The organism is Brevibacterium sp. BDJS002, assembly GCF_028201555.1.
GTDB classification, from domain to species: domain Bacteria; phylum Actinomycetota; class Actinomycetes; order Actinomycetales; family Brevibacteriaceae; genus Brevibacterium; species Brevibacterium aurantiacum.
In genome coordinates this window covers 3,572,283-3,598,251 of sequence record NZ_CP116392.1, presented here as the reverse complement: position 1 = coordinate 3,598,251, position 25,969 = coordinate 3,572,283, and the positions used below count along the sequence as shown (strand labels likewise).

The 25,969-nt window shown below is 63.4% G+C and carries 22 protein-coding genes; 11 read left to right on the top strand and 11 right to left on the bottom strand.

Annotated features, from left to right (window positions below; translation table 11 throughout):
- Window positions 1–49: 49 nt before the first annotated feature.
- A complete protein-coding gene (locus tag PGC08_RS16720; RefSeq protein ID WP_271708936.1) occupies window positions 50–607 on the bottom strand; it encodes a PadR family transcriptional regulator in 558 nt (185 codons plus the stop codon).
- A 194-nt stretch (window positions 608–801) separates the two neighbouring features.
- Window positions 802–1,362, bottom strand: coding sequence for a dihydrofolate reductase family protein (locus PGC08_RS16715; protein WP_271708935.1), 561 nt, complete (start codon window positions 1,360–1,362; stop codon window positions 802–804).
- Between the two features lie 101 nt (window positions 1,363–1,463).
- Here PGC08_RS16715 and PGC08_RS16710 point away from each other — a divergent pair, with 101 nt between their 5' ends.
- Window positions 1,464–2,141 carry a winged helix-turn-helix transcriptional regulator gene (locus PGC08_RS16710; protein WP_271708934.1) on the top strand — a complete coding sequence of 226 codons (678 nt, stop codon included), beginning with the start codon at window positions 1,464–1,466 and terminating at the stop codon, window positions 2,139–2,141.
- A 152-nt stretch (window positions 2,142–2,293) separates the two neighbouring features.
- Here PGC08_RS16710 and pstB read toward each other — a convergent pair whose 3' ends face one another.
- The 9 genes from pstB to PGC08_RS16665 form a co-directional block, all read right to left on the bottom strand.
- Window positions 2,294–3,073 carry a phosphate ABC transporter ATP-binding protein PstB gene (pstB, locus tag PGC08_RS16705; protein ID WP_009883693.1) on the bottom strand — a complete coding sequence of 260 codons (780 nt, stop codon included), beginning with the start codon at window positions 3,071–3,073 and terminating at the stop codon, window positions 2,294–2,296.
- Window positions 3,074–3,144: 71 nt separating this feature from the next.
- Window positions 3,145–4,284 (bottom strand): phosphate ABC transporter permease PstA, encoded by a 1,140-nt coding sequence (gene pstA / locus PGC08_RS16700; RefSeq protein ID WP_271708933.1) that lies wholly within the window; start codon window positions 4,282–4,284, stop codon window positions 3,145–3,147.
- A gap of 2 nt (window positions 4,285–4,286) precedes the next feature.
- Window positions 4,287–5,177, bottom strand: a complete 891-nt coding sequence (pstC, locus tag PGC08_RS16695; RefSeq protein WP_193078668.1) for a phosphate ABC transporter permease subunit PstC — start codon at window positions 5,175–5,177, stop codon at window positions 4,287–4,289.
- 236 nt (window positions 5,178–5,413) lie between these two features.
- Entirely contained in the window at window positions 5,414–6,517 is a 1,104-nt protein-coding gene (gene pstS, locus PGC08_RS16690) for a phosphate ABC transporter substrate-binding protein PstS (protein WP_271708932.1), read from the bottom strand.
- 277 nt (window positions 6,518–6,794) lie between these two features.
- Window positions 6,795–7,769 (bottom strand): NUDIX hydrolase, encoded by a 975-nt coding sequence (locus PGC08_RS16685; protein WP_009883689.1) that lies wholly within the window; start codon window positions 7,767–7,769, stop codon window positions 6,795–6,797.
- Window positions 7,766–9,910: an RNA degradosome polyphosphate kinase gene (locus PGC08_RS16680; RefSeq protein WP_271708931.1), complete on the bottom strand. Its 2,145-nt coding sequence runs from the start codon at window positions 9,908–9,910 to the stop codon at window positions 7,766–7,768. Before PGC08_RS16680 ends, PGC08_RS16685 begins: the two co-directional genes overlap by 4 nt.
- Window positions 9,911–9,914: 4 nt before the next feature.
- Window positions 9,915–10,883: a mycothiol synthase gene (gene mshD, locus PGC08_RS16675; RefSeq protein WP_096157577.1), complete on the bottom strand. Its 969-nt coding sequence runs from the start codon at window positions 10,881–10,883 to the stop codon at window positions 9,915–9,917.
- Window positions 10,880–11,875 carry a winged helix-turn-helix domain-containing protein gene (locus tag PGC08_RS16670; RefSeq protein ID WP_096161807.1) on the bottom strand — a complete coding sequence of 332 codons (996 nt, stop codon included), beginning with the start codon at window positions 11,873–11,875 and terminating at the stop codon, window positions 10,880–10,882. Before PGC08_RS16670 ends, mshD begins: the two co-directional genes overlap by 4 nt.
- Before the next feature lie 139 nt (window positions 11,876–12,014).
- On the bottom strand, window positions 12,015–12,830 hold the full coding sequence (locus PGC08_RS16665) for a class I SAM-dependent methyltransferase (RefSeq protein WP_271708930.1): 816 nt from the start codon (window positions 12,828–12,830) through the stop codon (window positions 12,015–12,017).
- A gap of 303 nt (window positions 12,831–13,133) precedes the next feature.
- On the opposite strand from PGC08_RS16665, the gene PGC08_RS16660 reads away from it, so the two are divergent.
- The 10 genes from PGC08_RS16660 (at window position 13,134) to PGC08_RS16615 (ending at window position 25,938) form a co-directional block, all read left to right on the top strand.
- A complete protein-coding gene (locus PGC08_RS16660; RefSeq protein WP_240517952.1) occupies window positions 13,134–13,937 on the top strand; it encodes an ammonia permease in 804 nt (267 codons plus the stop codon).
- A 170-nt stretch (window positions 13,938–14,107) separates the two neighbouring features.
- On the top strand, window positions 14,108–14,707 hold the full coding sequence (locus tag PGC08_RS16655; RefSeq protein WP_009883682.1) for an FABP family protein: 600 nt from the start codon (window positions 14,108–14,110) through the stop codon (window positions 14,705–14,707).
- A gap of 1 nt (window position 14,708) precedes the next feature.
- Window positions 14,709–15,911, top strand: a complete 1,203-nt coding sequence (ygfZ, locus tag PGC08_RS16650; RefSeq protein ID WP_009883681.1) for a CAF17-like 4Fe-4S cluster assembly/insertion protein YgfZ — start codon at window positions 14,709–14,711, stop codon at window positions 15,909–15,911.
- A gap of 208 nt (window positions 15,912–16,119) precedes the next feature.
- Window positions 16,120–17,484 carry a 4-aminobutyrate--2-oxoglutarate transaminase gene (gene gabT, locus PGC08_RS16645; protein WP_271708929.1) on the top strand — a complete coding sequence of 455 codons (1,365 nt, stop codon included), beginning with the start codon at window positions 16,120–16,122 and terminating at the stop codon, window positions 17,482–17,484.
- An 805-nt stretch (window positions 17,485–18,289) separates the two neighbouring features.
- Complete coding sequence (locus tag PGC08_RS16640; RefSeq protein WP_133067153.1) at window positions 18,290–19,591, top strand: sensor histidine kinase; 1,302 nt, start codon at window positions 18,290–18,292, stop codon at window positions 19,589–19,591.
- Window positions 19,588–20,283 (top strand): response regulator, encoded by a 696-nt coding sequence (locus PGC08_RS16635; RefSeq protein ID WP_125178388.1) that lies wholly within the window; start codon window positions 19,588–19,590, stop codon window positions 20,281–20,283. Before PGC08_RS16640 ends, PGC08_RS16635 begins: the two co-directional genes overlap by 4 nt.
- Window positions 20,280–20,657, top strand: a complete 378-nt coding sequence (locus PGC08_RS16630; RefSeq protein ID WP_069600898.1) for a hypothetical protein — start codon at window positions 20,280–20,282, stop codon at window positions 20,655–20,657. The genes PGC08_RS16635 and PGC08_RS16630 overlap by 4 nt, the downstream gene beginning before the upstream one ends.
- Window positions 20,658–20,726: 69 nt before the next feature.
- A complete protein-coding gene (locus PGC08_RS16625) occupies window positions 20,727–22,385 on the top strand; it encodes a PucR family transcriptional regulator (RefSeq protein WP_271708928.1) in 1,659 nt (552 codons plus the stop codon).
- A 130-nt stretch (window positions 22,386–22,515) separates the two neighbouring features.
- Window positions 22,516–24,027: a diaminopimelate decarboxylase gene (locus PGC08_RS16620; RefSeq protein ID WP_271708927.1), complete on the top strand. Its 1,512-nt coding sequence runs from the start codon at window positions 22,516–22,518 to the stop codon at window positions 24,025–24,027.
- A gap of 84 nt (window positions 24,028–24,111) precedes the next feature.
- The gene (locus PGC08_RS16615; protein ID WP_271708926.1) at window positions 24,112–25,938 is read left to right on the top strand and encodes an ABC transporter substrate-binding protein; all 1,827 of its coding nucleotides are present in this window, start codon (window positions 24,112–24,114) and stop codon (window positions 25,936–25,938) included.
- Window positions 25,939–25,969 lie beyond the last annotated feature (31 nt).

Sequence of the window (25,969 nt, the reverse complement as noted above, 5' to 3'; positions counted from 1 at the left end):
AGCGGAGGATCCGACCGTAACGAGCCCGAAGGGTCCTCTCCGTCACTGCTCAGTCCTCGGCGAGGATCGAATACAGCCTGCGCTTGGTCTCCTCGAGTGCGGTGACCGCCTCGGCGACCTGTTCCTTGCTGCCGGACCGGCCGACCTGAGCTGCTGCCTGAGCCAGCTCGACGCCGGCCTTGGCCAGGTTCGCAGCCCTGGGCGCTTCAGGTTTCTTCGCCGATTCCCACGGAGCATTGGACTCCGGTTCGGAAGCGACCTGTTCGCGTCCGGCCTCGGTGAGCGAATAGGTCTTGCGCCCGCTGGAGGACTCCGCGCTGATGAGTCCCTCATCGGTGAGCAGCTGCAGCGTCGGGTAGACCGACCCCGGGCTGGGCTTCCAACTGCCGCCGCTGCGTTCTTCGATCTCTTGGATGATCTGGTAGCCGTGCATCGGGGCCTCGGCCAGCAATGTGAGGATCCCGGCGCGGACGTCTCCACGGTTCATGCGGAAAGGCTGTTTGGGGTTGAAGGAAGAGCGCAGCTGCTCCATCGCCTCCCAGATGTTGGAACCGCCCCAATCGCCGCCTCGGCGAGAGAAACCTCCGTGATTGAATGGCTCGTTCATGATGACCTCCAGGTCTGAATGTATCGCTCTGACGATATATAACGATATATCGGCGATGTGTTGCTGGGAAGGTCATTCGGTTGATTGAGGAGGCAACTCCCAGGCCATGTTCAGGGGGACTCGCTGCCGAGATTTGGCCCGGCGCTGGACCTGGTGTTCGGGCTGCTGCCAGTCGTGCCGTGGCCCGGCCGCTGTCAGGCCTGCCGCGGCGCGTAGGTGACGAGCAGATTGCCCTTGGAGGTTCTCTGCACGTCGGTCAGAGACAGGCGCTTGGGTGCATTGCCGTCGAAGATCGTGCGGCCGCTGCCGGCGACAACGGGATGGATGGCCAGAGTCAGTTCGTCGATGAGCTCTGCGTCGAGGAGCTGACTGACAACGGACAGCGAGCCCTGCACCGCGATGTTTGCGCCAGGGCCTTCCTTCAACGCCCTGACGTACTCAATGAGATCTCCGTTGATGAGCGTCGAATTGGACCAGGTGAGATCTTCGGGAGACAGGCTCCGTGAGGCGACATGCTTCGGTGTGGAGTTGATGAAGTCGGCGAATATGGTGTCTTCGCCCGACGTGATGTTCGGCCAGTAGCCTGCCCACTCCTCGTAGGAGGTTCGGCCCAGAACGCAGTCGTCGACACTGTTGATGGCTCCGGTCATCCACTGACCCAGGTCATCATCGAATGAGTCGAACTGGAACAGGTTGGGGGCGGAGGCGACGCCGTCGAGCGAATGGAAGAGGCTGGTGATGAGTTTGCGGGTCATGGGATTCTCCTCATTGAGCGATCTGTGCGGCAAGGCGATAGTGAACTTTAAAAAATAAACTGCAGTTCTCATGATGAACTTCTGTTGCTAGGGTGTCAACCATGAAGTCATATGGACAGTACTGTGGTCTGGCTCGAGCCGCAGAGCTTGTGGGGGAGCGGTGGTCTCTGGTGATCCTGCGTGATCTGCTTGTGGGCCCGAAGCGCTTCAATGAACTCCGGCAGGGGATCCCCGGTATTCCGTCGAACCTGTTGACCAACAGACTGCGCGACTTCGAAGATGCGTCAGTCGTCGAGAGGGTCTTGGACGGCCGGAACGTCGTCTACCGACTCAGCGAATACGGCCAGGGCCTTGAGCCCATTGTGGTCGGTCTGGGCCGTTGGGGCGCACGCCAGATGGACGTCCCGCGTGAGAATGAGGTGCCGACCGACAATTCGCTCGCAGCCGCCCTGCTGACTGCGCGCACAGACGAAAAGGTCCAGGCCTTCAGCGTCGAAGTGACTGCAGGTCCGGCCACCGCCCACGCAGATGTGTCTGCCACCGCGGTCTCGGTCGCAACGGGGCCCTTTCCCGACGCGGATCTGCGTCTCGGAGGTTCGAGTCTGCGCAGGTTGCTCGCAGATGGCGACATCGACGCCGCGATCTCTTCGGGAGCAGTCACAGCCAAAGGCCCGGCGACGCTGCTGAAAGAGTTCACCCGTGCCTTCAGCACACCCCTCGATGAGGTCTCCCACAATCTGCCGTTACTGCAGTCCGTGAATGCAGGCAACGGGTGGTAACTTCGTCTCGACCCAGGCGCTTGGATCGAGACGAAGTTACCACCCGTTGGAAATTCTCGATGAGAACTGCAGCCAACCTCGGCGAGCCGTAGTCACGGCTGCACGACACTTCCGCGCAGATGCGCCGCAGTCGCTCCGGCAACCGCCTCAGATCACCCGAAGCGGCCGGAGATGTAGTTCTCGGTCTCTTCCTTCTCTGGGTTGGAGAAGATCGTCGAGGTCTCGTTGAACTCGATGAGCTTGCCCGGCTTGCCGGTTCCGGCGATGTTGAAGAACGCGGTCTTGTCGGACACGCGAGCCGCTTGCTGCATGTTGTGAGTGACGATGACGACCGTGTACTGGTCCTTGAGGTCGTTGATGAGGTCCTCGATGGCCAGGGTGGAGATCGGATCGAGTGCGGAGCACGGTTCGTCCATGAGCAGGACCTCAGGCTCAACGGCGATCGCGCGGGCGATGCACAGACGCTGCTGCTGACCGCCGGAGAGTCCGGAGCCGGGCAGGTTGAGGCGGTCCTTGACCTCATTCCAGAGGTTCGCGCCGCGCAGCGCACGCTCGGTGAGGTCATCGGCCTCGGACTTCGACATGCGTTTGCTGTTGAGGCGCACGCCGGCCAACACGTTCTCTTTGATGCTCATCGTGGGGAACGGGTTCGCGCGCTGGAAGACCATGCCGACTTCGCGACGCACATTGACCGGGTCGACGCCGGCACCGTAGATGTCGTTGCCGTCCATGAGCACTTCGCCAGAGACGCTGGCGCCCGGAATCACTTCGTGCATCCGGTTGAGTGTGCGCAGCACGGTTGACTTACCGCAGCCCGAGGGGCCGATGAGGGCCGTGACCGAGCGGGGCTTGATCTGCATCTGCACACCATCGACGGCGCGGAAGTCGCCGTAGAAGATGTCGAGATCCTTGATGTCGATCTGCTTGGACATGTGTTTCCCTATCTGTGGAATGTCTGTAACAAGTATGTGGTGCGTCAGTGGCTCGGGGGCTCAGTGCTTCATCAGCGCCCGGTCTTCGGGGCGAGCACCCTAGCGATGACGCGGGCGAGGAGGTTGAGGACCATGACCAGGGTGACGAGGACGAGGGCTGCTGCCCAGGCTCGCTCCGAGCTGGCTAGGGCCGCGTCACCGGGGGAGACGGGGCGCAGCTGCGAGTCGTAGATGTAGGTGGGCAGCGTCGACATCCAGCCGGAGAACAGGTTCCAGTTGAGTGCCTTGGCGAATCCGGCGGTGACCATGATCGGTGCGGTTTCGCCGATGACTCGGGCGATCGCGATAGTGATGCCGGAGAGGATGCCCGACACCGAGGTGGGCAGAACGATCTTGACGATCGTCTTCCACTTCGGCACGCCCAGAGCGTAAGACGCCTCTCGCAGGTCCATCGGGACCAGGCGCAGGATCTCCTCTGTGTTGCGCACGACGATCGGAATCATGAGCACAGACAGTGCTACGGCGGCTGTGAAGCCTGTCTTCGCAATGCCTGCCGCATCCGGCATGACGAAGCCCACGATGGTGGAGAACAGAGCGAAGGCGAAGAGACCGGCGACGATCGAGGGGATGCCTGTCATCACGTCGACGAGGAAGGTGATGGCCTTGCCCAGCTTGTTCTTGCCGGAGTATTCGACGAGGTAGATGGCGGTCAGCACGCCGATGGGGATTGAGATGACACAGGCCATGGCCGTGATCAGGACGGTGCCGACGATCGCGTGGTAGAAGCCGCCTGCGATTGTTGCTTCGCCGGCGACGTACTGCTGGTCGAGGACGCCCTTCATGCCGAGCATCGTGCGGGTGAGGAGGTCGACGCTGATCGCGGCTCCGCCCTTGGCGATGGTCATCCAGAGCAGAGAGATGAGGGGAACACAGGCGAGGATGAACGAAGAGGTGACGACGGTGGTCGCCACCCGGTCGGTGGCCTTGCGGCGGCCTTCGTAGGCCCCGGAGAGCGCGAAGACGGCCACGACGTTGATGAGACCGGCGAGGACCGCGACGACAGGGATGTTGAAGCCGCTGAAGGCGATGAAGCTGATGATGGTCGCGACGATGATCGAGGCAACCGCAATCACCCATGGTGTGGCCTTGGGCAGCTGCTTGGAGGTGAGGGCACGAGACGTAGTCGTCGAATTGTTCGTAGTAGTCAACATTCTCAACTGCCCTTCACCGAGGTCTTGGCAACAATTGCACGTGCGCCCATGTTCACCAGCAGGGTGATGACGAACAGGACGAGGCCGACTGTGATCAGTTCGGACAGTCGCAGTCCGGCGGCTTCGGGGAAGTTCTGAGCAATCTCAGAAGCGATGGTCTGATTGCCGCTGACCACCAGGGACGCGGTGAGCAGTCCAGGGGAGAGGATCATGGCCACAGCCATGGTTTCGCCGAGCGCGCGGCCGAGGCCGAGCATGGTCGCCGAGGCGATGCCGGACTTTCCGAACGGCAGCACCGACATGCGGATCATCTCCCAGCGCGTGGCGCCGAGAGCGAGAGCTGCTTCTTCCTGCAGGCGGGGAGTCTGCAGGAAGACTTCGCGGGTCAGTGAGGTGATGATCGGCAGGATCATAATGGCGAGCACGAGAGAGGCCGTCAGCAGGGTGCGCCCGGTGTTCGACACATCGCCGTTCGCGTCTGGGGCGAAGATCGGGATCCAGCCGAACCACTTCGACAGCCACAGGTAGAACGCGGTGAGGTTGCCGGCCAGGGCGATTCCCCACAGACCGTAGACGACGGAGGGGATCGCGGCGAGCAGGTCGATGACGTAGCCGAGGACCGGGGCGAGCTTCCGAGGCGACATGTGCGTGGTGAACAGTGCGATGCCCAGCGCGAACGGAGTCGCCACGAGCAGGGCGATGGCGGAGGAGATCAGCGTGCCGATGACAAGCGGCCAGACGTAGGAGAAGAATCCCTTGCCGCCGGTGATCGAGCTCGGATCGGTGATCTGGGCTTCGATGGTGTCCTTGGACTGCGCCAGAAGGAACAGGGCGACTCCTGCCAGGATGAGCAGGATCAGGATGCCGGCGATGAGCGTCGCGGCCGAGAAGATCCGGTCTCCGGGACGTACGACGGCTTTGGGCTTCTGGCCCGCCCCGGACTCATTGCGTGAGCCCGGTTCAGGTGTTCCGGCAGGGCCGGACTCTGTGGTCTGTGTGCTGGTCGGCACAAGTGCTCCTCATGAAACTTGTGGTGGATCCGGTTCACGGATCCCTAGGCACCGAGAAGCGGCGCAGGGTCGCTGCGCCGCTTCTCGACTGATCAATTCTGCAGGTCAGTGGCCAAGTCTCAGCCTTCAACCTTGATCGAATCGATGACTGTTTCGATCTGCGAACGCAGGTCGTCAGACAGTGGAGCCGAGCCAGCGGAATCCGCTGCCGACTTCTGTCCTTCTTCGGAGACGACGAACTTCTCCCAGGCCTTGACCATGTCCACGGTCTCCTGGTCCTTGTAGGACGAGCAGACGACGTGGTAGGACACGAGGACGATCGGGTAGGCGCCCGACTCGGTGGTGTCGCGAGCCAGATCGAAGGCGAGGTCGCCTTCGCTGCGGCCTTCGACCTTCTCGGAAGCGTCGACGACCTTCGAGGCGGCATCGGCGGAGAGCTCGACGAATTCCTCGCCGACCTTCACCTTGGCCTTGCCCAGTGAACCGACAGCGGAAGCGTCGGCGTAGCCGATGGCTCCATCGGTGTCGGAAACGGTCTGCACGACACCATCGGTGCCCTGTGCAGCTTCGCCACCGAAGTCCTTCGGGAAGTCTCCGCTGACCTCAGCGTCCCAGTCCTTCTCGGCTGTGGCCTTGAGGTACTCGGCGAAGTTCTCCGTGGTGCCGGAGTCATCGGAACGGTGCACGGCGGTGATCTTCGTGTCAGGCAGATCAGCATCCGGGTTATCGGCCTTGATTGCCTCGTCGTTCCACGTGCTGATTTCGCCCTTGAAGATCTTGGCGATCGTTGCAGGGGAGAGGTTGAGTTCGTCGACGCCCTCGACGTTGAACGCCACCGCGATCGGGGAGATGTAGACGGGGAACTCGTAGGCTCCATCGGCGCCGCAAGCTTCTTTGCCCTGCTCGACTTCGTCATCGTCGAGGTGAGCGTCAGAGCCGGCGAACTGAGCGTTGCCAGCCAGGAACTGCTCGCGGCCTGCACCCGAGCCATCGGGGGAGTAGTTGACGGTCACGCCGGAGTTCTCCGAGGCGAAGTCGGCGGTCCATGCGTCCATCGCAGCCTTCTGCGATGAAGCGCCGATGCCGGTGAGGGTGCCCTGCAGGTCGCTGTCGCCACCGCTGCTTGCTTCCTCTCCGGTGGCGGAGGTTCCGCCGCAGGCCGACAGGGTGAGTGCGCCGGCTGCGAGGATTGCAGCGGATGGTGCCAGGTGCTTCAGCTTCACGAAGATGCCTTTCGAATATGAGAACACTGTTCGAGATTGCTCGATCTTTCGTGTTACACGCTAAGGATCGTGTGTAAAGCTCGGGGAGTGGCAAAGTGAATGGAAGATGAATGAATCCTGAAGGCTTCAAGTCCGGGTGAGTGCTCCATCACAGGCATCGGTGAATTCATGAAAGGATCATTGTCGGGACGACAAGTCGGAGGGCCGAAGTGCTGCATTCCAGGTGGCGTTGTGACCAGTCATTACGGGCGAAGTCCAGTGACGAACACGCCCAGAATCAGGCGTCGATCGGGCGGATCCGTTCGAACTCGACGATGCGAGGCACAGCCCCCGGACGCACATACGCGACGATGATCTCACCGGGTTTGAGGTAGGGGTCCTCCTTCGGCAGCTTCTCCGCGATGCGCTGCGGGGCGTGCTTGGCATAGACCGAGAGGATCAGCGGCAGGACCGGCCGGTGGGTGCAGTAGATGACCGGCTTGCCTTTTTCCAGCAGCTTCTCGATGTACCGCGAGGTCTTGTCGGGGTTCGCTGAACTTGCCTTCTCGCTCAGGCACGAGACCTTCCTGATCGACTTGCCTGTCGCCGCAGACAGGGGAGCCAGCGTGGCCACACACCGCTTCCAAGGACTCGAGATCAGTTTCTTCGTGCCCCATGCCGAGAGCAGCCCGGTCAGGGCCATGGCCTGGCGGGTGCCCAGCGCCAGCAGCGGGCGCACGTGCTCCGTCTCATGCCACTTCGCGCGGGGAAAGGCCTTGCCGTGCCGGACGAGGATCAGCGGCCAGGCGCGAAGGGCGTCGGTCGCATCGTACTTCTCCAGGGCATCGAGTTGGTCGCGATCGGCGTAGGACGTCAGCTTCGTGCGGGCCTCGCCGACGGGAAGCCATCTCACCTCATCGACCTCGGCTTTGTTCATCGGCGCGAAGGTGTTCTCGCTCTTGACCTGTGCCGACCAGTAGAAGACCTTCTTGAGGTTCTTTCCACCGACCATGTATTCGGCCGAGGGCAGAGGAATGCCGAGGGTGATGTCGAGCCCCGTCTCCTCCTTGACCTCACGAACGGCAGTCTCAGGGAGGGTCTCTCTCGACTCCACCTTGCCCTTGGGCCAGGACCAGTCGTTGTAGCGGGGGCGGTGGATGAGGGCGACCTCGATGCCCTCGCTGCCCTGGCGCCAGCACAGGGCCCCGGCGGCGAGGATATCTGCGGTGACGCGCGAGGAGGCCTGTGCGGAACCGACCGATTTCGCGCTCAAGCCTCTTCCCCGATCTGTCGACGCTTGCGATGTCGGCGGATGAGCTCCGTCTGGTACTCGGTGAGCCGGTTGCCCTCATCATCGTGGGTGCTGCGCGTCCACTTGCCGTCAGCGGCGAGCACGAACGCCGAGGTGGTGTCGGCGAAGGCGAGGTCGAAGAGTTCGATGATCTCGGCCTTGTGGTTCGGGGCGACGAGCTCGACGAGGGTTTCGACGCGACGATCGAGGTTGCGGTGCATCATGTCAGCTGATCCGATGTAGACGAGCGGGTCACCGCCGTTGCCGAAGACGAAGGTTCGCGAATGCTCGAGGAACCGGCCGAGCACGGACCGTACTGTGATGTTCTCACTTACGCCGGGGATGCCTGGTCGCAGGGCGCAGATGCCGCGGACGAAGACCTCGACCTGGACTCCGGCGCGGGATGCCTTGTACAGAGCGTCGATGATCGCTTCGTCGACGATGGAGTTGACCTTGATTCGGATCATGCCCTCACCGCCCGCCTCGGCGATGGCGATCTCCTTGTCGATGAGCTCGGTCAGCCCCGAACGGACCCGGGTGGGTGCGACGAGCAGACGCGAATACTCGGCCAGGGGCGCGTAGCCCGAGAGCTGATTGAACAGCTTCGTCAGGTCATCGGCGACGCTCTTGTCCTTGGTCAGCAGCCCGAAGTCCTCATATCCGCGAGCGGTCTTCGGGTGATAGTTGCCGGTGCCGACGTGGCAGTAGCGGGTCAGCCCCTCAGCCTCCTGGCGGACGACGAGGGAGAGCTTCGCGTGGGTCTTGAGCCCGACGATTCCGTAGACGACGTGGACACCGGCGCGTTCGAGCTTGCGCGCCCACGTGATGTTGGCCTCCTCGTCGAAGCGGGCCTTGATCTCCACGACCGCGAGGACCTGGATGCCTGCCTGTGCGGCGTCGACGAGGGCATCGATGATCGGGGAGTCACCCGAGGTGCGGTAGAGCGTCTGCTTGATGGCGAGCACGTTCTTGTCCGCAGCCGCCTGCTCGAGGAACGCCTGCACGCTCGTGGAGAACGAGTCGTAGGGATGGTGGAGCAGGATGTCGCGATTGCTCACCGCTGCGAAGACGTCGACCTGGTCGCTGGATTCACGCAGGGACAGATCCTTGTTCATCTGCGGGACCATCTTGCGGAAGTGCAGGTCATCGCGGGGAACATCGGCGATATCCGACATGCCGGAGAGGTCGAGCGGGGTCGGCAGCTGGTAGATCTCGTTCTCGTCGATGCCGAGTTCGTCCTTGAGCATCTCGCGGACCCGAGGATGGATGTTCTCCGTGATCTCCAACCTCACGGCGGGGCCGAAGCGACGTCGCAGGAGCTCCTTCTCCAGAGCCTTGAGGAGGTTCTCCGCATCGTCCTCTTCGACCTCGACGTCCTCATTGCGAGTGACGCGGAAGGTCGAGTGGTGGATGATCTCCATCCCCTCGAAGAGAGTGTCGAGGTGTTCGGCGATGATGTCCTCGAGCGCAACGAAGCGGGCGGGGACATCGCGGCCGACGGGGCGGTCCGTGGCCGTGGCGACATTGAAGAACCGGGGCAGGCGCGGGGGCACCTTGACCCGGGCGAAGAGTTCCTTGCCGGAGTCCGGGTAGCGCAGGAGGACGCCGAGGTTGAGCGAGAGTCCCGAGATGTAGGGGAACGGGTGGGCCGGGTCCACAGCGAGTGGGGTGAGGACCGGGAAGACATGGCCGGCGAAGAATTCGTCGACCCGGGCACGTTCGTCCTCGGTCAGCTCGTCCACTTGGACCTTCGTGATCGACTCCGCGTCGAGGCGGGGCCCGATGTCGTCCTTGAGCAGGGCGGCATGGCGGGTCATGAGTTCGTGGGCCCGGACGCCGATCGCGTGCATCACCTGCAGCGGCATCCGCCCGGTGACGCTGGGCACGGCCAGGCCGGTGTTGATGCGGCGTTTGAGGCCGGCGACGCGCACCATGAAGAATTCGTCGAGGTTGGTGGCGAAGATCGAGAGGAAGCGGACCCTCTCCAGTAGCGGCATGTCAGGGTCTGAGGCGAGGTCGAGGACACGCTCGTTGAACGCCAACCAGCTGAGTTCTCGGTCGAGGAATCGATCCTCCGGATCCGGCAGACCCAGTTCCGCTCCGACTGCGCTGATGTCGTACATCGCTCTACTCCTGATTGCGTTCGGTCGAGGAAGCCGGCGCATAGGACACATGCGCCACCGCGACATGGAATCCCAGCCGCTCGTACAAGCCTAGCGCCGGTGCATTGTCGGACTCGACGTAGAGTTCGATCGCTGTCGCTCCGGCTGTCACCATCCGCCGCATGCCCTCGATCGTCAGCGCCTTGCCCACGCCCTTGGCATGAATGCTCGGATCGACCCCGACAACATAGACCTCGCCGAGGCGGCCCTCATCGTCGGTGTCCGTGAGCTTGGTCTGGTGGAATCCGATGACCTGATCATCTCGGGTGGCGAGGATCACCGAATCCGGTTCGAAGTCGGGTGCTTCGATGACCTCGGCGAAGTCTTCTGCCGTCTGCGACCCCTGCTCAGGGTGCCAGTCGAATGCCGCATTGTTGACTCGCCGCCAGCCCTCCTCATCGCCAGGGGCAAAGGACCGGATCGTGACGCCCTCAGGAGCCGAGGTCTGCGGCAGGTCTGCCAGGCTGAGTCCGGATTCGGTGCGCATCTGATAGAGCACTCGGTCGCGGCCGAGGCCGTGCTTGTCCGCGAGCCTCTGGGCTGCGGGGTGGTCACCGTGTGACCAGCACCAGGAGGAAGGCTCCTCCTGCATGATCGTCGACAGCAGCTCCTCGCCGAGGCCCTGGCCGCGATGGTCAGGAGCGATGAGGAATTCGGCCGCATGGCGATCGCCCTGCAGGGCGCGGATGCCGTATCCGATGAGAGTCTCGTCGGCGGTGCTCGAGCCTGCCGCGTCGTCGGCGTAGACCCGCCACACGCTCGATGCCGTCTGCGCGGAATGCGATTCGTCCTCGCCGGTGGCGATGGCCAGGAGCCCACCGGAGATCTCGGCGGACCCATCGGTTGCTGCCACACTGTCGAGGAAGGCCACTTCCGCCTCGGCGAGGGTGGCGATCGGGGTCCCGGTCACGGCTCCGCTGGCTTCGATTCTCATACCTTCACGTCCTCCTCGTTCGACTCCGGCTGTGCTTCAGGTGCTGATTCTTCGTCGGGTGCCGACACCTTGTCATGCGCCGACATCTTGTCATTTTCCGGCACCTTGTCGGGTTCCGACTTGTCGTCTGTGTTTGAGACTGCTCCACCGTTGTGGGCAGCCGCGGGGTCATCGTGTACGTTCGCGGAGTCCCCGCGGGCTGCTGCTGAGTCGGGGCTGAAACGGTAGCCGACGTAGCGCACGGTGTGGATGGCGTTCTCAAAGTCTTTGCCGAGTTTCGCACGCACACGTCGGACATGCACATCGACGGTGCGGGTGCCGCCGTAGTAGTCGTCTCCCCATACTTCGAGCAGGATCTCATCACGGGTGAAGACGCGCTCGGGATGCATGGCGAAGAACTTCAGCAGGGCGAATTCGCGGTAGGTCAGATCGAGGCTGCGTTTGCCGAGGTGCGCGGTGAATGCGGTTTCGTCGATACGCAGGGCCCCGCTGACGACGATCATGGGGTCACTCTCGCTGCCCCACGACCCATTGCCGTATGCGCTCTCGGTACGTGAGCCTCCGGACATGGACGGCGCTGAGGCTGTGCTCGTGCCGCCGCCTCCTCGCGAGGGGGTGTCATATGACGCCGTCGACAGGTGGTGGTCACGGGCCAGACGCAGGCGGGCCTCCACCTCGGCGGGGCCGGCGGTGGTGAGGACGATATCGGACACATTCCACTTCGCCGAGGCGGTCGCCAGGCCGCCTTCACTGAGCACGACGAGAATCGGAGCACTGATGCGAGCCCGCGCCACCGCCTCGGCGATGGCAGGGGCCAAGGACAGATCAAGGCAGGCATCGGCGACGATGACGTCGGCAGCGCTCAGATCGGAGGCCGCCGAGTTCAGCTGCTCGAGGCCGAGGCGTTCGATCTGATGGCCGAGGTACTGCAGGGATTCCGGTGCCAGTGGGGATTCGATCCGGGCGGTGGGGCAGATGTGCAGGATTCGCATGTACTCGTCCCACCTCCTCTGACTCGGTGCGACCGCAGAAGATGCGGCCTGGGGAAAGTATACCGAGGGTGCGAAGGTGTGCCTCCCCGAAGCCTGGGGAGGGGGTTGCCGGGGCGCCGGTGAAAGGAGGGGAGGCCGGTTATGAGGTCGGCTTGCGTCCTGCTGTGTATGTCAGTGAGAAGAAACGCGCACGGAACTCGGGGTCTATGAGCATGGCGCGGTAGCGGTCCATATCCGTCATGCTCAGCCCCGCGGCCAGGAGCGGTGCCTCGGCCTGCTTGCTGAGATTGGATTGGTAGACGGCCCAAGGGCCGCCGCCGCGGGCAAGCGGGACGAGGTGCTCTGCGGAAACCTCGCTGAGCCCGGCACCGAACATGGCTGCCTCGGTCTGCTCGGCCCACAGATAGTCGTGTCCGGCGGCCGGACCGACCTGCCGGTACGCCGCATCGTTGTACTTGCGCCAGACATCATGATCGGATTCCTCCGGCGCCACCAGCAGCTCGTCGGCAAGGCCCACATCTGCGAGAACGAGCCAACCTCCGGGGGCCAACTCATCGATGAGCTGGGCGAATATCTCTCGTCGCGCGGGCAGGTGGGTGAGGACGAGCCGTGCGTGGATGAGGTCGAAGGGGCCAGCGGGGACTCCCTCGCGAATGTCGTGACGGTGCGGTTCGACTCCGGGCGTTCGTGGCAGGTGTGTTGTGTCGAGGTCGATCGCCACCACCTGCCCGCCGGTCTGCTCGGCGATCATCCGGGCCACCGAGCCGTTTCCTGCCCCGATCTCCAGACTGTTCGGTGATGCGGGGAGGGGCAGGGTGCTCAGGACCGAACGGGTGGTCCCGTCGAAGAGGGCGGAGAGTGAATTGAGCTGCTGCGCTCCGAGGTCCGAGCCGTTGTCGAAGAGGTAGTGGTCGAAGTAGTGGTCGTTGGGTGAAATCGGCTTCATCGTTGTCATGGTGTCCTCCGTATGGCCTGTCCGGGCCTGGGTGCTGACCGATCGGGATGAATTGATGCGATCCGTTTGAACTGGTGCGCATCAGCGTAGGTTGGTGCGCAAAGGTGTGACCAGGTTCGGACGTGACTCATGTCCGATGCCCGCGAGCGGAGGTCTGATGCCTGTGGAAGGCTGCCTGTTGTCTGTAAAAGGCGGCTTGCTGGCCGTGAAAGTCGGTGATCGCGGGCGACCCGAGCATCGGCGGGGGATCGCCGATACCGGCTCAAATCGCGTCCTCGCGGCCGAGTAAGGCACGATAGTCCTGTGATCAGATGGATTCGAGTAGCTGTTGCCCTGGTGCTGGCCCTGGCCCTCAGTGCCTCCGTGTACTGGGGCTACACCTTGTTCCTGCTCGCCACGGGACTCATCGTCTTCGGCGTGGCCTACGGTTGGCCCCGGCTCACGGACTCACCGCAGCCCCGCGCGACCTCGATCATGCTCTTCCTCTTCGGTGCGGCCGGACTGCTCGCGGCGTACCGCGATGACACGGCACCCTATCTGGACTGGCTCCCGGTCCTGGCGGGTCTCGGTCTGCTGTGGACCTTCGTGCAGAATCTCACTCGCGGGATGGGTGCTTCGGACGCCGTGGCCAACGTCTCGGCGCAGGTTGCTGGCGTGGTCATCGCCTTGTCCGCGAGTACGTGGGTTGCCGCGATCACCGTTCCCGGAGACAAAGAGTCCATCGTCGTGGGCCTCGTCTCGCTCATCGTCGCAGGCTGCATGACGGCCTTGCCCTGGCCCGCGATCTACACCTCACCGCTGGCGATTGCGATGTCGACAGCGGTCGCCGGAATCCTTTCGGTCCTCATCTTCGAGAGCTCTCTCAGCCTGCCCGTCTCGCTGATCCTCGGCGCCATCATGGGTCTCCTGGTCGCCGGAGTCGACCGCATGCTCGGACTCATCGCCCACAGCAAATATCAGGCCGTGAGCCTTGAGCTGTCCCAGAACCTCGAGCTGAAGAAGAACGTGGAGAAGGCCCGCAGCTTCGCCGTCCAGCTCGCGCTCGGCGCGACTCCCATCGCACTCGGCGGTGTCGTCGTCTACTCCCTCGAGCGCATCGCCTTCTGACCTCGGCCTGGGTGCGCGCACCACGGAATGGAAATGTAGACTGGGAGCATGGATAACCTCGTCGCTCTCGAAATCGTCTTCTCCAGTCTCGTCGGCATTGCCGCACTCGGCGCCCTGGGCGTCGGAGTCAAGGTCGTCACGGCGCTGTTCAAAGACAATCGCTGAACTCAATGATCGAACTTGATTCCTCGGTACATCCCGAGCTCGTTCCCCTGTCCTGGCTGATCGGTTCGTGGGAAGGCGTCGGAGTCGTCGGCTACGCAGACACCCCGGAGAAGCAGTTCGGGCAGCGCGTCGAATTCACCGCCCACCCCGGAACACCGTTCCTGCAGTACACCGCGCATGCGTGGCTGCTGAGTGAGGACGGGGAACTGGAGTCGACCCTGACCCTGGAGACAGGAATCTGGCAGCTCGTGCGTCCGCGCGATGCCGGTGACGTGGGCCCGGGAATGCTCATTCCGACCGAGGACCCGAGCTTCACCACGGCTGCGGCCGTGGAGACCCTGCGCACCAATGACGACGGATTCGAGATCGAAGCCGAGATCGTCCACCCCCACGGAGTGATGGAACTCTACGCAGGTCACGTGAAGGGACCGCGCATCGATCTCAGCACCGATGTCGTCGCCCGGACCAAGACCGCGAAGGAGTACACGGCCTCGACCCGCATGTACGGCCTCGTCGGCGGAGAACTGATGTGGGCCTGGGACATGGCCGCACTGGGCCACGAGCTCGCCACCCACTCCTCGGCCCGACTGAAGAAGATTGCCTGAGATGGTCGACCCCGACTCGAACGCACATGACGGCGAAGCCGACGCTGCGGAGACGCAGGCGGCGCAGTCGCGTCCCTCATCGCTGAGCCGCCCGCTGAGCTCCACCGCGGTCCTCGGCGAAGGCGAACTGGCACACACGCCCCTGCACTACGGTTCACCGCTGCGTGAACAGCGGGCACTGCTCGAAAAGGGCGCGATCGTCGATCTGGCCCACCTGCGCATCCTGCGTCTGAGTGGAGCAGATCGTCTCACCTGGCTGAACTCCATCACCACGCAGAAGCTCGACACCCTTGCCCCGGGCGTGGCCACAGAGACTCTGGTCTTGGACCCGAACGGCCGCATCGAAGGCTGGCTGAAGCTCGTCGACGACGGTGAAACGCTGTGGGCGATCAGCGAGCTGCGCACCGACGACACCCTCGAATTCCTGCGCAAGATGGTCTTCATGATGCGGGTGACGATCGAGGACGTCAGCGACGAGTTCCAATGCATCGGCGCACTCGTCGCCCTGCCGGACAGCCTGCCGGTGACCCAGCTGTGGACCGACCCCTGGCCGCACATCGGGACCGGCTCGGCCTCGTACGCTCAGGTTGATCTCGGCCTCGGGGTGGCAGGGGAGGATCACCCCGGACTCGAGACCCAGTTCGTCATCGGCATCATCGCCCGCGCTGACCTGCGGGCCACCTCGGCGAATGACTTCACGATGGCCGGCTTCGACGCCTGGGAAGCCCTGCGGATCGCCGCCTGGCGTCCCGGTGTGAACGAAATCGACCACAAGTCGCTCGTCGGCGAACTCGACCTTCTGCGCACCTCGGTGCACCTGGCCAAGGGCTGCTACCGCGGCCAGGAGGCTGTGGCGCGCGTGCACAACCTGGGCCAGCCGCCTCGTCGACTCGTCTTCGTCCATCTCGACGGATCCGGGCACATCCAGCCCGAAGCCGGCGCCGAGGTGCTCGCTGAGGTCCGCGGAGCCGAGCGTTCCGTGGGGCAGCTGTCGTCGGTCGCCCTGCACTGGGAGCTGGGTCCGATCGGCCTGGCCGTGGTCAAGCGCAATCTCTCCGCTGAAGCGCAGCTCAGCTTCGATCTCGGCGAGGACGCGGCCCGTGTGGTCGGGGCCCAGGAGACGATCGTCGCGCCCGTGCGCGAACACGATCTCGACCTGCCCAGCCGCAACAGAGACGTCGACATGCGGAATCAGAACCGCTGAATTTCGACCTCGACGAAAACCGCGGGTAGAAACTGCATCCTCGGTTCGCTCAGCGGTCTGGAACCGTTCTGTGAGCACGTTTCGCATGCTCTGACAGCTGCGCCGACGGCAACTGAATTCGCATCGTCTGGTTCCGAGTTTCGCGTGATCTGACCAGCCTGCGGACGGTAAGTGACAAGAACCGTCGATAGGCTCTAATCTTCTCGTTATGACAGCTTTGGAAATTGGCGGCGAAGCTCTGCCGCAGGAACGTAAGATCGTCACCGAGATCCCCGGGCCGAAGTCCCGTGAGATCGAGGAACGACGCAAGTCGGCAGTAGCACCGGGAGTCGGCTCGAGCCTGCCCGCCTATATCGTCGCCGCCGGCGGCGGAATCCTCAAGGACGTCGACGGCAACCAGATCATTGACCTGGGTGCAGGCATCGCCGTGACGACCGCCGGAAACTCGAACCCCCGCGTGGTCAAGGGCGCTACCGAACAGCTCGAAGCGTTCACCCACACCTGCTTCATGGTCAACCCGTACGAGGGCTATGTCGAGGTCGCTGAGGCGCTCAACCGCCTGACACCCGGCGATCACGAGAAGCGTTCGATCCTGCTCAACTCCGGCGCCGAGGCTGTCGAGAACGCCGTCAAGATCGCCCGTGCCCACACCGGTCGCGATGCGGTCGTCGTGTTCGACCATGCCTACCACGGTCGCACCAACCTGACCATGTCGATGACCGCGAAGGCCGCTCCCTACAAGGCCGGCTTCGGTCCGTTCGCCGGTGAGGTCTACCGCGCCCCCATGTCCTACCCGTTCCGCGACAACGACGCGGCCGGCACCAAGGTCAGCGGCGAGGATGCGGCCAAGCGCGTCATCACCATGATCGAGAAGCAGATCGGCTCCGAATACGTCGCCGCGATCGTCATCGAGCCCATCCAGGGTGAGGGCGGCTTCATCGTCCCGGCCGAAGGCTTCCTGCCGACGCTGGTCGAGTACGCCCGCGAGAAGGGCATCGTCTTCGTCGCTGACGAGGTTCAGGCCGGCTTCGCCCGCACGGGCAAGATGTTCGCCTCCGAATGGGAGGGCATCGTCCCCGACCTCATCACGACGGCGAAGGGCATCGCCGGCGGTCTGCCGCTCTCGGCCGTGACCGGTCGCGCGGAGATCATGGACTCGGTCGGACCGGGTCGCCTCGGCGGCACCTACGGCGGCAACCCCGTCGCCTGTGCGGCTGCCCTGGGCGCCATCGCCTCCTATGAGAACGACGGACTCGTCGAGAACGCCACTCACATCGGCGAGATCATCACCGAACGTCTCACCAAGCTCCAGAGCACGTACCCAGAGGTCGGTGACATCCGTGGCCGCGGTGCCATGATCGCCGCCGAGTTCGTCCAGCACGACTCGATCGATCCGAACCCGGACCTGGTCAAGAAGATCGCCGACTACTGTGCGAACAACGGCGTCCTCGTGCTCACCACGGGAACCTTCGGCAACATCCTGCGCTTCCTGCCGCCGCTGGCGATCTCAGACGAACTGCTCAATGAAGCATTCGACATCATCGAAGCAGGCCTCGGCGAGATCCTCGGCTGAGCAGAAGTCCCCGGCTCGATCTGACCCAGAGCGCCCAAACTCGCTCTAGAACCACCTGACGGCGGTCCAGCTACCTTGTACTTGGTAGCTGGGCCGCCGTCAGCATGGTGTGGAGTGGGACGGGAGTGGTGCTCAACCGCTCCAAGTTGGCAGCAGTGGGTCAGTCAGCGGAGGTGCGACGAAGAAGAAGCCTGGCAAAAAGACGTGCATCCACAACGTCAACAGCGGAATCTCGTTCAAGGGAGCTATCGTCCACGTGAAACAACTGGTCACCGGAGTCGTGACCTACAAAAACACCAAATACACAATCCAGGTCGGTGATGAGTGACATGCGTGGGCAGGCCCGCCGTTCCGTTCTCCTCACCGGGTTGAGCTACCCGCTCTTCATTGCTGGAATCGTCCTCCTCTTCACCGCAATGAATGTCCCAGGCGCCGTTCTGCTTGGGTCCGGCGTATTTCTTATCGGCATAAACGAGCTGTGCCTCTATATAGCGAGAAGCAGTCTGGAAAGGCAGAATTTAGGCTCGTAGCTAGCTATTTTCTCTCTCAGAACTGTCATGCTGGCACCAACTCGGGCAGTGGCGGCAGGGGCCAGCACACTGTCGGATATCGGTGATATCACCAGGTCAAGGGGACGAGGTGATATCTCCGGTTCCAAAGGGGGACGGTCCGGGTTGTTCACGAGGGGCGTGCTGCTGTGGGGAGTGCCTTTACAACGCTAGCCTGCTTGTCGCGAACAGGCATCGCACGTAAGTATGAGATCCGCCTGCTTCGGCGGGAACGAGGGTATAGCACAATAGGCTCCATGACATCAGCGACAGACGACGGCACCATGAGTACGCCCAACAGATTGTGGCTCGTATTCCGTGGGCCGCGCTTCGTGGATCTGCCTATGCGGCTTCTCGCCCTCATCATGGGGCTGACTGTGCTGATTCCGGGGTCGTTCGAGATCGATGAACCTCGATACATGCTCCTCCTCGTCTGCGCCTATGCTCTCATCGTTCTCTCCCCGTTCTTCCCTTTGGCGACGGTGTTCGTCTCGACAGGGCTGAGCCTCGTCTTCGTCGTGCTCTATCCCGACCTGGAGAACATGTTCCCCGAGGCGCTCATCTTCGCCATTGCTGTACTGCTCAGCCACCGGCGTTGGGTCGGCTCTGCTGTCGGCACAGTGGGACTGGTCGCCTATCTCATCACGTGCACCGAGCTGGCGGCCTACGACGGCGGCATTGCGGGGTTCATCGACTTCGGATATGGGTGGCTCACGTACTCACTGATCGGCCTGGCCGCCGGATTCGTCGAACTGAGGATCCAACGTGAGATCCAACGCCGGGAGCGCGCCGCCGTGGAACACCAGCAGGCGGTGGAGTCATTGCGTGCACGCTTCACCAGCGATATGCACGACACAATCTCGAACTCACTCGCAACAGAGGGCGCAATCATCAAGGCATTGGCCAGGGGGTCGCGGGATCTCGGCACAAACCGTCAGCTCGCCGAGCTCGCCCTGGTCAACACCGAGGCGTCGAAGCGCCTGCGTCAGCTCGTCACACAACTCAGTGACGGAGACGAGCGACAGATCAGGATTCGACTGCAGGCCGAGGCGAAAGCACTGGCCACGTCCATTGAGAACGGCTGCGCCGCCGGCGGTGTGTCGTTGACGCTCAATGTCGGCACCCTGCCCCGATTTGCCTCCCCGGTGCTGGGCGCACATTTCACCGCAATTATGCGGGAGCTGGCGACGAACGTCATCCGACACTCCCTGCCGGGAACCGAATCGAGTCTGACCGTGGACGTGGATCGTGGCGAACACGACTCGGCTGTCCTGCGATTCCGTACGGAGAATGAGGCTGCGACCTCGCTGACGCGTCCGCCTCGATCTCTCAGTCGGCGCGCTCAGGCCTTGGGCGGGTCTTGCACCACGGGATCGACTCACCAGGGGCGCGTCGTCGTCGAAGTCGTTCAGCCACTCAGGTTTCACGCCTCGGGTGACGGAGACGAGGTCGACGCAGTCTGTGCCCGCGACGATTTCACCGCGGCGGAGCCCTCCGCAGCGCCTCTCGAAACGAGTGCCGACCGTGACGAATCGGCGACGAAGAGCGAGAGGGTATGAGCGGCTCGGTCGGGTTAGAGAACGACAGCTCGCCAGCAGACGAGCGCATAGTCGTGCTCATCGTCGACGACGATTCGTGGACGACGAGAGCCGTGGCTGCAGCTCTTGTCGACGACGGAGGGTTCACAGTTCTAGAACCTCAGCACTCCGGTGAGGACGCAATCGAAGCGTTCGATCGTCATCGCCCGGATCTTGTCCTCATGGATGTCAACATGCATCCGGGTATGAGCGGAGTGGATGCGGCCAGGAAGATCATGTGTCTCAACCCGGAGGCGACGATCGTTGTGCTGACCACTGTTTCGCCCGGGCCGGGCATCACACGAGCTCTCGAGGCTGGAGCGATAGCGGCGGTGAACAAGTCCGCCACAGATGCCGAACTCGTTCGCGTCGCGCGAGCGGCAGTCGCTGGAGAGTCTCCGGCCCTGCTGCGTTCCTTGGCGGAGGACATCATGATCAGCGGCGATATCTCCGCGGACAGTCCGAGCACGGTGCCGACTCTGACTCCGAGCGAGAAGCTCCTGCTGCGTCAGATCTGTGAGGGGATGGACTACTCGGAGATCGCCGAACAACAAGTTGTCACCGTCTATACGGTGAAGTCCCACGCCAGGAATCTGCGGATCAAGCTGGATGCGAAGAATCTGGCGCAGCTCGTCATCCGTGCCATCCAACATAAGTTCTACGTTCCGGAATGACGGAGTTCATTCGAAAGGCACTGTGGGTTCTCATGTCCGTCGGCGTCGGTTGCTCAGTGTTGGTTCTCGTCGCTGTCCTCTTCATCCGGTCCGACCTCGCACAAGACGTCCTCTATGACAACCAAGATTCGCATGTCGACTGCGATGAAGTGCCCGCGCGGGGAGTCGTCGAGGACTCGCTTGCCGACTTTCCAACGTTCGATGATTCAGATGCCGTTGCTGTGGAACTGTGTTCCGGGGCGATCATCGAAGTGCAGTATGGAAGTCACGAGACGCGTCAGAAAGTGGAAGCGTACCTGAGCAGGCACGGTGAGAACGATCCATCGACTGGTTGGCGGTGGCGTTCGATCCCCGTCCAATTGCGGAATGTCTGAAGCACAAACAAGTTCGGTAGTTGACGGGGTCACGAGGTGCGTGGGTGCGCCGTTGACTACAGTGGGTATATGAGTGAAACGAATGCCCTGCGCGTCTCCCGCCTGTTGCGAGAGACCGCGGGGTTTCTGCTTCCCCTGACCCAGACCGAAACCGACGTCGAAGTCACTCGCATCGAGTTCGACCTTGATCTCAGAGCCTCGGCCGGTGTTCTTGGTTCTCCGGCTGGACTCGCGGGGGCCGTTGTCCTCGTCACCGAAACTGTGGACGGTCCGGGCAGGCTCAACACGATTCGCGCGCGGTACTCGGGTGCCGCGGCACTCGTCGTTTCGCCGGGAACGCACGCTCACCTCGGCGAGGGGGCAGACACGTCAGCGCCGCCCATTCTGCTGGAACGATCCACGGGTGTGACGTGGTCCGAGGTGCTGGTCCATCTGCGGCAGCTCAATGAGGGTGCCTCGAGCGCCCTGGCCTGGCCAGATGTCGATGATCTCAGTGCTTTGGCCGCGGTCATCGCGGAGATGACGGGGGCGTCGATCACGATCGAGGACCCGGCCTCGCGAGTGCTGGCGCACTCCAACCTCGGCGATGAGATCGATGACATTCGACGCGAGACCATCCTCTCCGGAGCAATCCCCGACTGGCGCATCGCCGAACTCGAGGAATCCGGGTTCCTCGACGTGGTGCGCCGTTCGACCGACGTGGTCGAGCGACCAGCTGCCGGGACCACTCCTGCCCGGTCGGTCATCGCCCTGCGCAGCGAGGGTGAGCTGCTCGGCACGATCTGGGCCGCCTACCCCGACGCGGTGGATCCCGCGTCCCTGCGCGAGGTACTCCGGGATGCCGCCCGAGCTGCGGTCCCGGTGATGCTGCGGACCCTGCGCCGCTCCCCGTTCGAGAAGCGCATCCGCCGCGAGGCTCTCGGCTCGATCCTCGGCGGCTCGCCGGACCTGGGCCCGGCCGCAACTTTGCTCGCGCTGCCCTTCTCCGGGCATTACGCAACCCTGGCCTTCGCCGAGGTGGCCCCCGACCGAGAGCCCGTGCTGAGGTTCCATCTGCGGGCCGCCTTCGCCGATGCCGTGCTCGCCCACGTGGGGGCCGATAGCCATCTGGCCGTGCTCGTGCACATGAGTGAGAGTCTCACTGCCGCTGCCATCAGAGACCACGTCGTCTCGGCGCTGCAGCGGTCCCTGTCTCAGACCGAGCCGCTGCACTTCGGGGTGGGCACCGCAGTTGAGCGCCTGGACCACGTGCACCGTTCGTGGACCGAGGCGGTGTACGTCGTCGATGCGCTGCTGACTCGCAGGCCCACACGCGATGCTTCCAGTTCGGAAGGCTCCGCGTCCGCCCCGGCCTCCGCCGCGGCGTCTGCGTCCGGGTCCGACCAAGGCCTGGTCCGTGGTGCGACGGCCGAAGACGTCGCAGCCGAACTCGTCGGACTCGAAGCCGCCGATGCTCTGCGCTCCGTGGGTCCTCGCATCACCGAGCCTGCCCGATTGCTGGCCGATCATGATGCGAAGCACCAGGGGCAGCTGCTTGAGACCCTGCGGGTGTACTTCGCCACCGTCGGCAACTCCGCCGAGGCATCCCGCCGTCTGCATGTGCACACGAACTCGCTGCGACACCGTCTCAACCGGATCGAAGAGATCACGGGACTGTCGACGGCAGAGCGCGCAGGTCGCCTGTGGCTGGAATTTGCAGTGCTCGTCTTCGATCGTGAGCAGCTTTGACCCGCTGACGCCCTACATCGGCCGGCTGTGCGATTCTCACAAGGAGGCACGCCAAAGTTTGGCAGATTATTGTCCGTTCGTCCTGGTGACCGCGTTCTACAGTGGCACCACACCACTAGCTAAGGACAGTATGCGCAGCAGCCAGTCGGGACCGTCGGTCCAGGTCAGCCGGGATCGAGCGATCAAGGCAGTAGCGAACAGCACGGAGCCGATCGGCACCGAATCTCCGACGCCGAGGCTTGACGACGAGACCCCGGTCATCGGCCTCATCGATCTCGCTCAGGTCGAAACCGCATATGAGCGCCTGACCTCAGCTTTCGCCGGAGACAACGACGTCCTCCACGCCGTGGCCTGCAAAGCAGTTCCACTGCAGCCGCTGCTGCGCTATTACGCCGAGGCGGGTGCCGGCTGCGAGGTAGCCAGCCCGGGCGAGCTCGAACTGGCTCTGACCGCCGGGTTCGCGCCGGAGAACATCGTCTTCGACTCCCCGGCGAAGACCCTGAGCGAGCTCAAGCGCGCCGTTGACCTCGGGGTGTCGATGAACATCGACAACTTCTCCGAACTCGAGCGGCTCGATGCGCTCCTCGAGGGCAGAACCACCTCGGCGAGGGTGGGGATTCGGATCAATCCGCAATCGGGGACAGGCACGATCGGTGCGCTGTCCACCGCAACCCAGACCTCGAAGTTCGGCATCGGACTGGCCGACCCCGGGACTCGCGAAGCACTCATCGAGGCCTACCTGGCACGGCCCTGGCTCAACCAGATCCACGTCCACTCGGGGTCCCAGGGCATCAGCCTCGACCAGGCCGCTGCGGGAGTTCAAGCGGTCGTCGAACTGGCGCAGGACGTCAACGCGCGCGCCGCGCAGTGGAATCCAGAATCACCCCAGGCAGACGGACGCAGCAGCGCGCGTCAGGTCACCCGCATCGACATCGGCGGGGGACTGCCAGTGAACTTCGCCGGGGAGGACATCACCCCGACCTTCGCCGAATACCGGGCCGTGCTCGAGAAGCAGGTCCCGGACCTGTTCGACTTCGACATCATCACCGAATTTGGCCGCGCACTGCTGGCCAAGGCCGGCACCATCCTCACCCACGTCGAATACGCGAAGACCACCGGTGACCGCCGCATCGCCATGACCCACGCCGGCGTCCAGGTCGCCACCCGCACGGCCTACGCCCCCACCGACTGGCCGCTGCGGATCCTCCCCTTCGACCCCGACGGCATTCCCAAATCCGCCGAGGAGGTGCCCACCGACGTCGCCGGTCCCGCCTGCTTCGCCGGTGACCTGCTGGCCCGCGATCGCATGCTCCCACGCCTCGAGGCCGGCGACATCGTGGCCGTGCCCGACACCGGTGCCTACTACTTCTCCAACCCGTTCTCCTACAACCTGCTCCCGCGGGTGCCGGTGTTCGGGTACCGGGTGAGCTCGGGTTCGGTGGACGCGGAAGTCCACGATCAAACCGAAGCCCACGACCACCTCGGCGAGGGCGAGATTGAGTTCTCGCTCATCCGGCGCGGACAGACCATCGCAGAGGTCCTCGCCGAGGCGGGAGAAGTTCGGATTCAACCGCTGCGGACCGGACCGGCGAAAGCGGGTGAGAATGGCGCGAAACGACAGGGCGCGCTTGCCCCGAATTGAGTTCGTGAGAACTTAAGATGAAGTGTGAGCAGGCTCTCACCTGCAACGACTGATAACTGAATCTCCATAACGAGACAAAGGACAATGATGTTCGCTCCACATAAGCTGCGCAGGCGGCTGGTAACAGGCCTTGCTGGTCTGGCCGGACTGGCCTTGGTCGGCTCCATGGCCACGGCTCCCGTTCAGGCCGCGACCGAAGAAGCAGATGACTCAAAGGTGCTGCGGATCGCCACGGACGGGTTCATCGACTCGTTCAATCCGTTCACCTCGTTCTATCTGATGCCGACGAATACGTTCAAGTACATGTATGAGAACCTCGTCGCCAACAGTGCCGAGGACACTCAGGTCTCGGAAGGTCTCGCCACCGAATGGGACACCGATTCCGAGGGCAAGGTCTGGACGTACAAGATGCGGCCCGACATGAAGTGGTCCGATGACGAACCGCTCACCTCCGAAGACGTCGCCTGGACATACAACCAGATCATGAAGAAGGAGGAGATGGCGGTCGCCAACGGCGCCCTCGTGGAGAACTTCGACAAGGTCGAAGCCCCCGATGAGTCCACGTTGGTCATCACGCTCAAGGAGCCCCAGGCGAACAATCCCGGCCAGGAGATCCCCGTCGTGCCGGAGCACATCTGGTCGAAGGTCGACAAACCGGGTGAGTTCAAGAACGAAGAGGACACTGTCGGCTCGGGGCCGTTCCAGCTAGAGAGCTACGAGGCGAACAAGTCCGTCACACTCAAGGCCAACCCGAACTTCTGGCGCGGCAAGCCCAACCTCGACAAGATCGAGTACCGCTACTACACGAACTCCGACGCTCAGGTCCAGGCGATCCGCTCCGGCGAGGTCGACTTCATCACCGGCCTGACACCCGAACAGTTCAAGGCGATCGAAAACGCTGAGAACGTTGAGACCAATGAGGGCAACGGCCGCAGGTTCCAGGGAATCTCCATCAACTCCGGACTCGCCGACGCCGAGAACAAGGAATTCGGCACCGGCAACGAGGCGCTCAAGGACAAGAAGGTCCGGCAGGCCATCCGTGCAGGCATCGACATCGACACCCTGCGCGACCAGGTGCTGCAGGACTACGGGCAGCCGGCCACGAGCTTCGTGCCTGCCGTGTACGAGACGTGGGCGCTTCCCAAGGACGATCCGGCGATCACCGGCTTCAACGTCGACAAGGCCAAGAAGCTGCTCGACGACGCCGGCTGGAAGGAAGGCTCCGACGGTATCCGCGAAAAGGACGGCGAGAAGCTTCAGCTGCGCTTCCTCACCGACGCCGATGCCACGGTCGAACAGAACACGGCGAAGTTCCTCAAACCGTGGATGAAGGACATCGGCATCAGCCTCAAGAACGAGGCCAGCGACGTCGACACAGTGTCCGAGCGCACCACCAAGGGTGACTACGACATGTACTTCTCGGGTTGGTCACTCGGCCCGGACCCCGACTACCAACTGTTCATCAACACCTGCGATTCGCGTCCCGATGCCGACGGCAACGGCGGCACCAGCCAGGACGGGTACTGCAACAAGGACTTCGACAAGCTCTACCAGCAGCAGCACGTCGAACTCGATGAGGGCAAGCGCGCCGATCTGGTCCACCAGGCGCTCGCGCAGCATTACGAGGACACCCCGTCGATCACGCTGTGGTACCCGAACCAGCTCGAGGCCTTCCGCTCCGACCGGTTCACCGGCTTCACCAAGCAGCCCACCGAAGGCGGCATCATCGCCAACCAGGTCGGCTACTGGGGCTACACCTCGGTCGAACCCGCCAACGCGGAAGACGCTTCCGGCGAGGGCGGCGGCATGGGTGCCGGCGGCTGGATCGGCATCGCCGTCGCAGCCATCGTGGTCATCGGCGGAGGCGGCTTCCTCCTCAGCCGTCGCAAGAAGTCCGACGATCGCGAATAGTCCCACCCCCAGGACCATGGATCCGGGCACC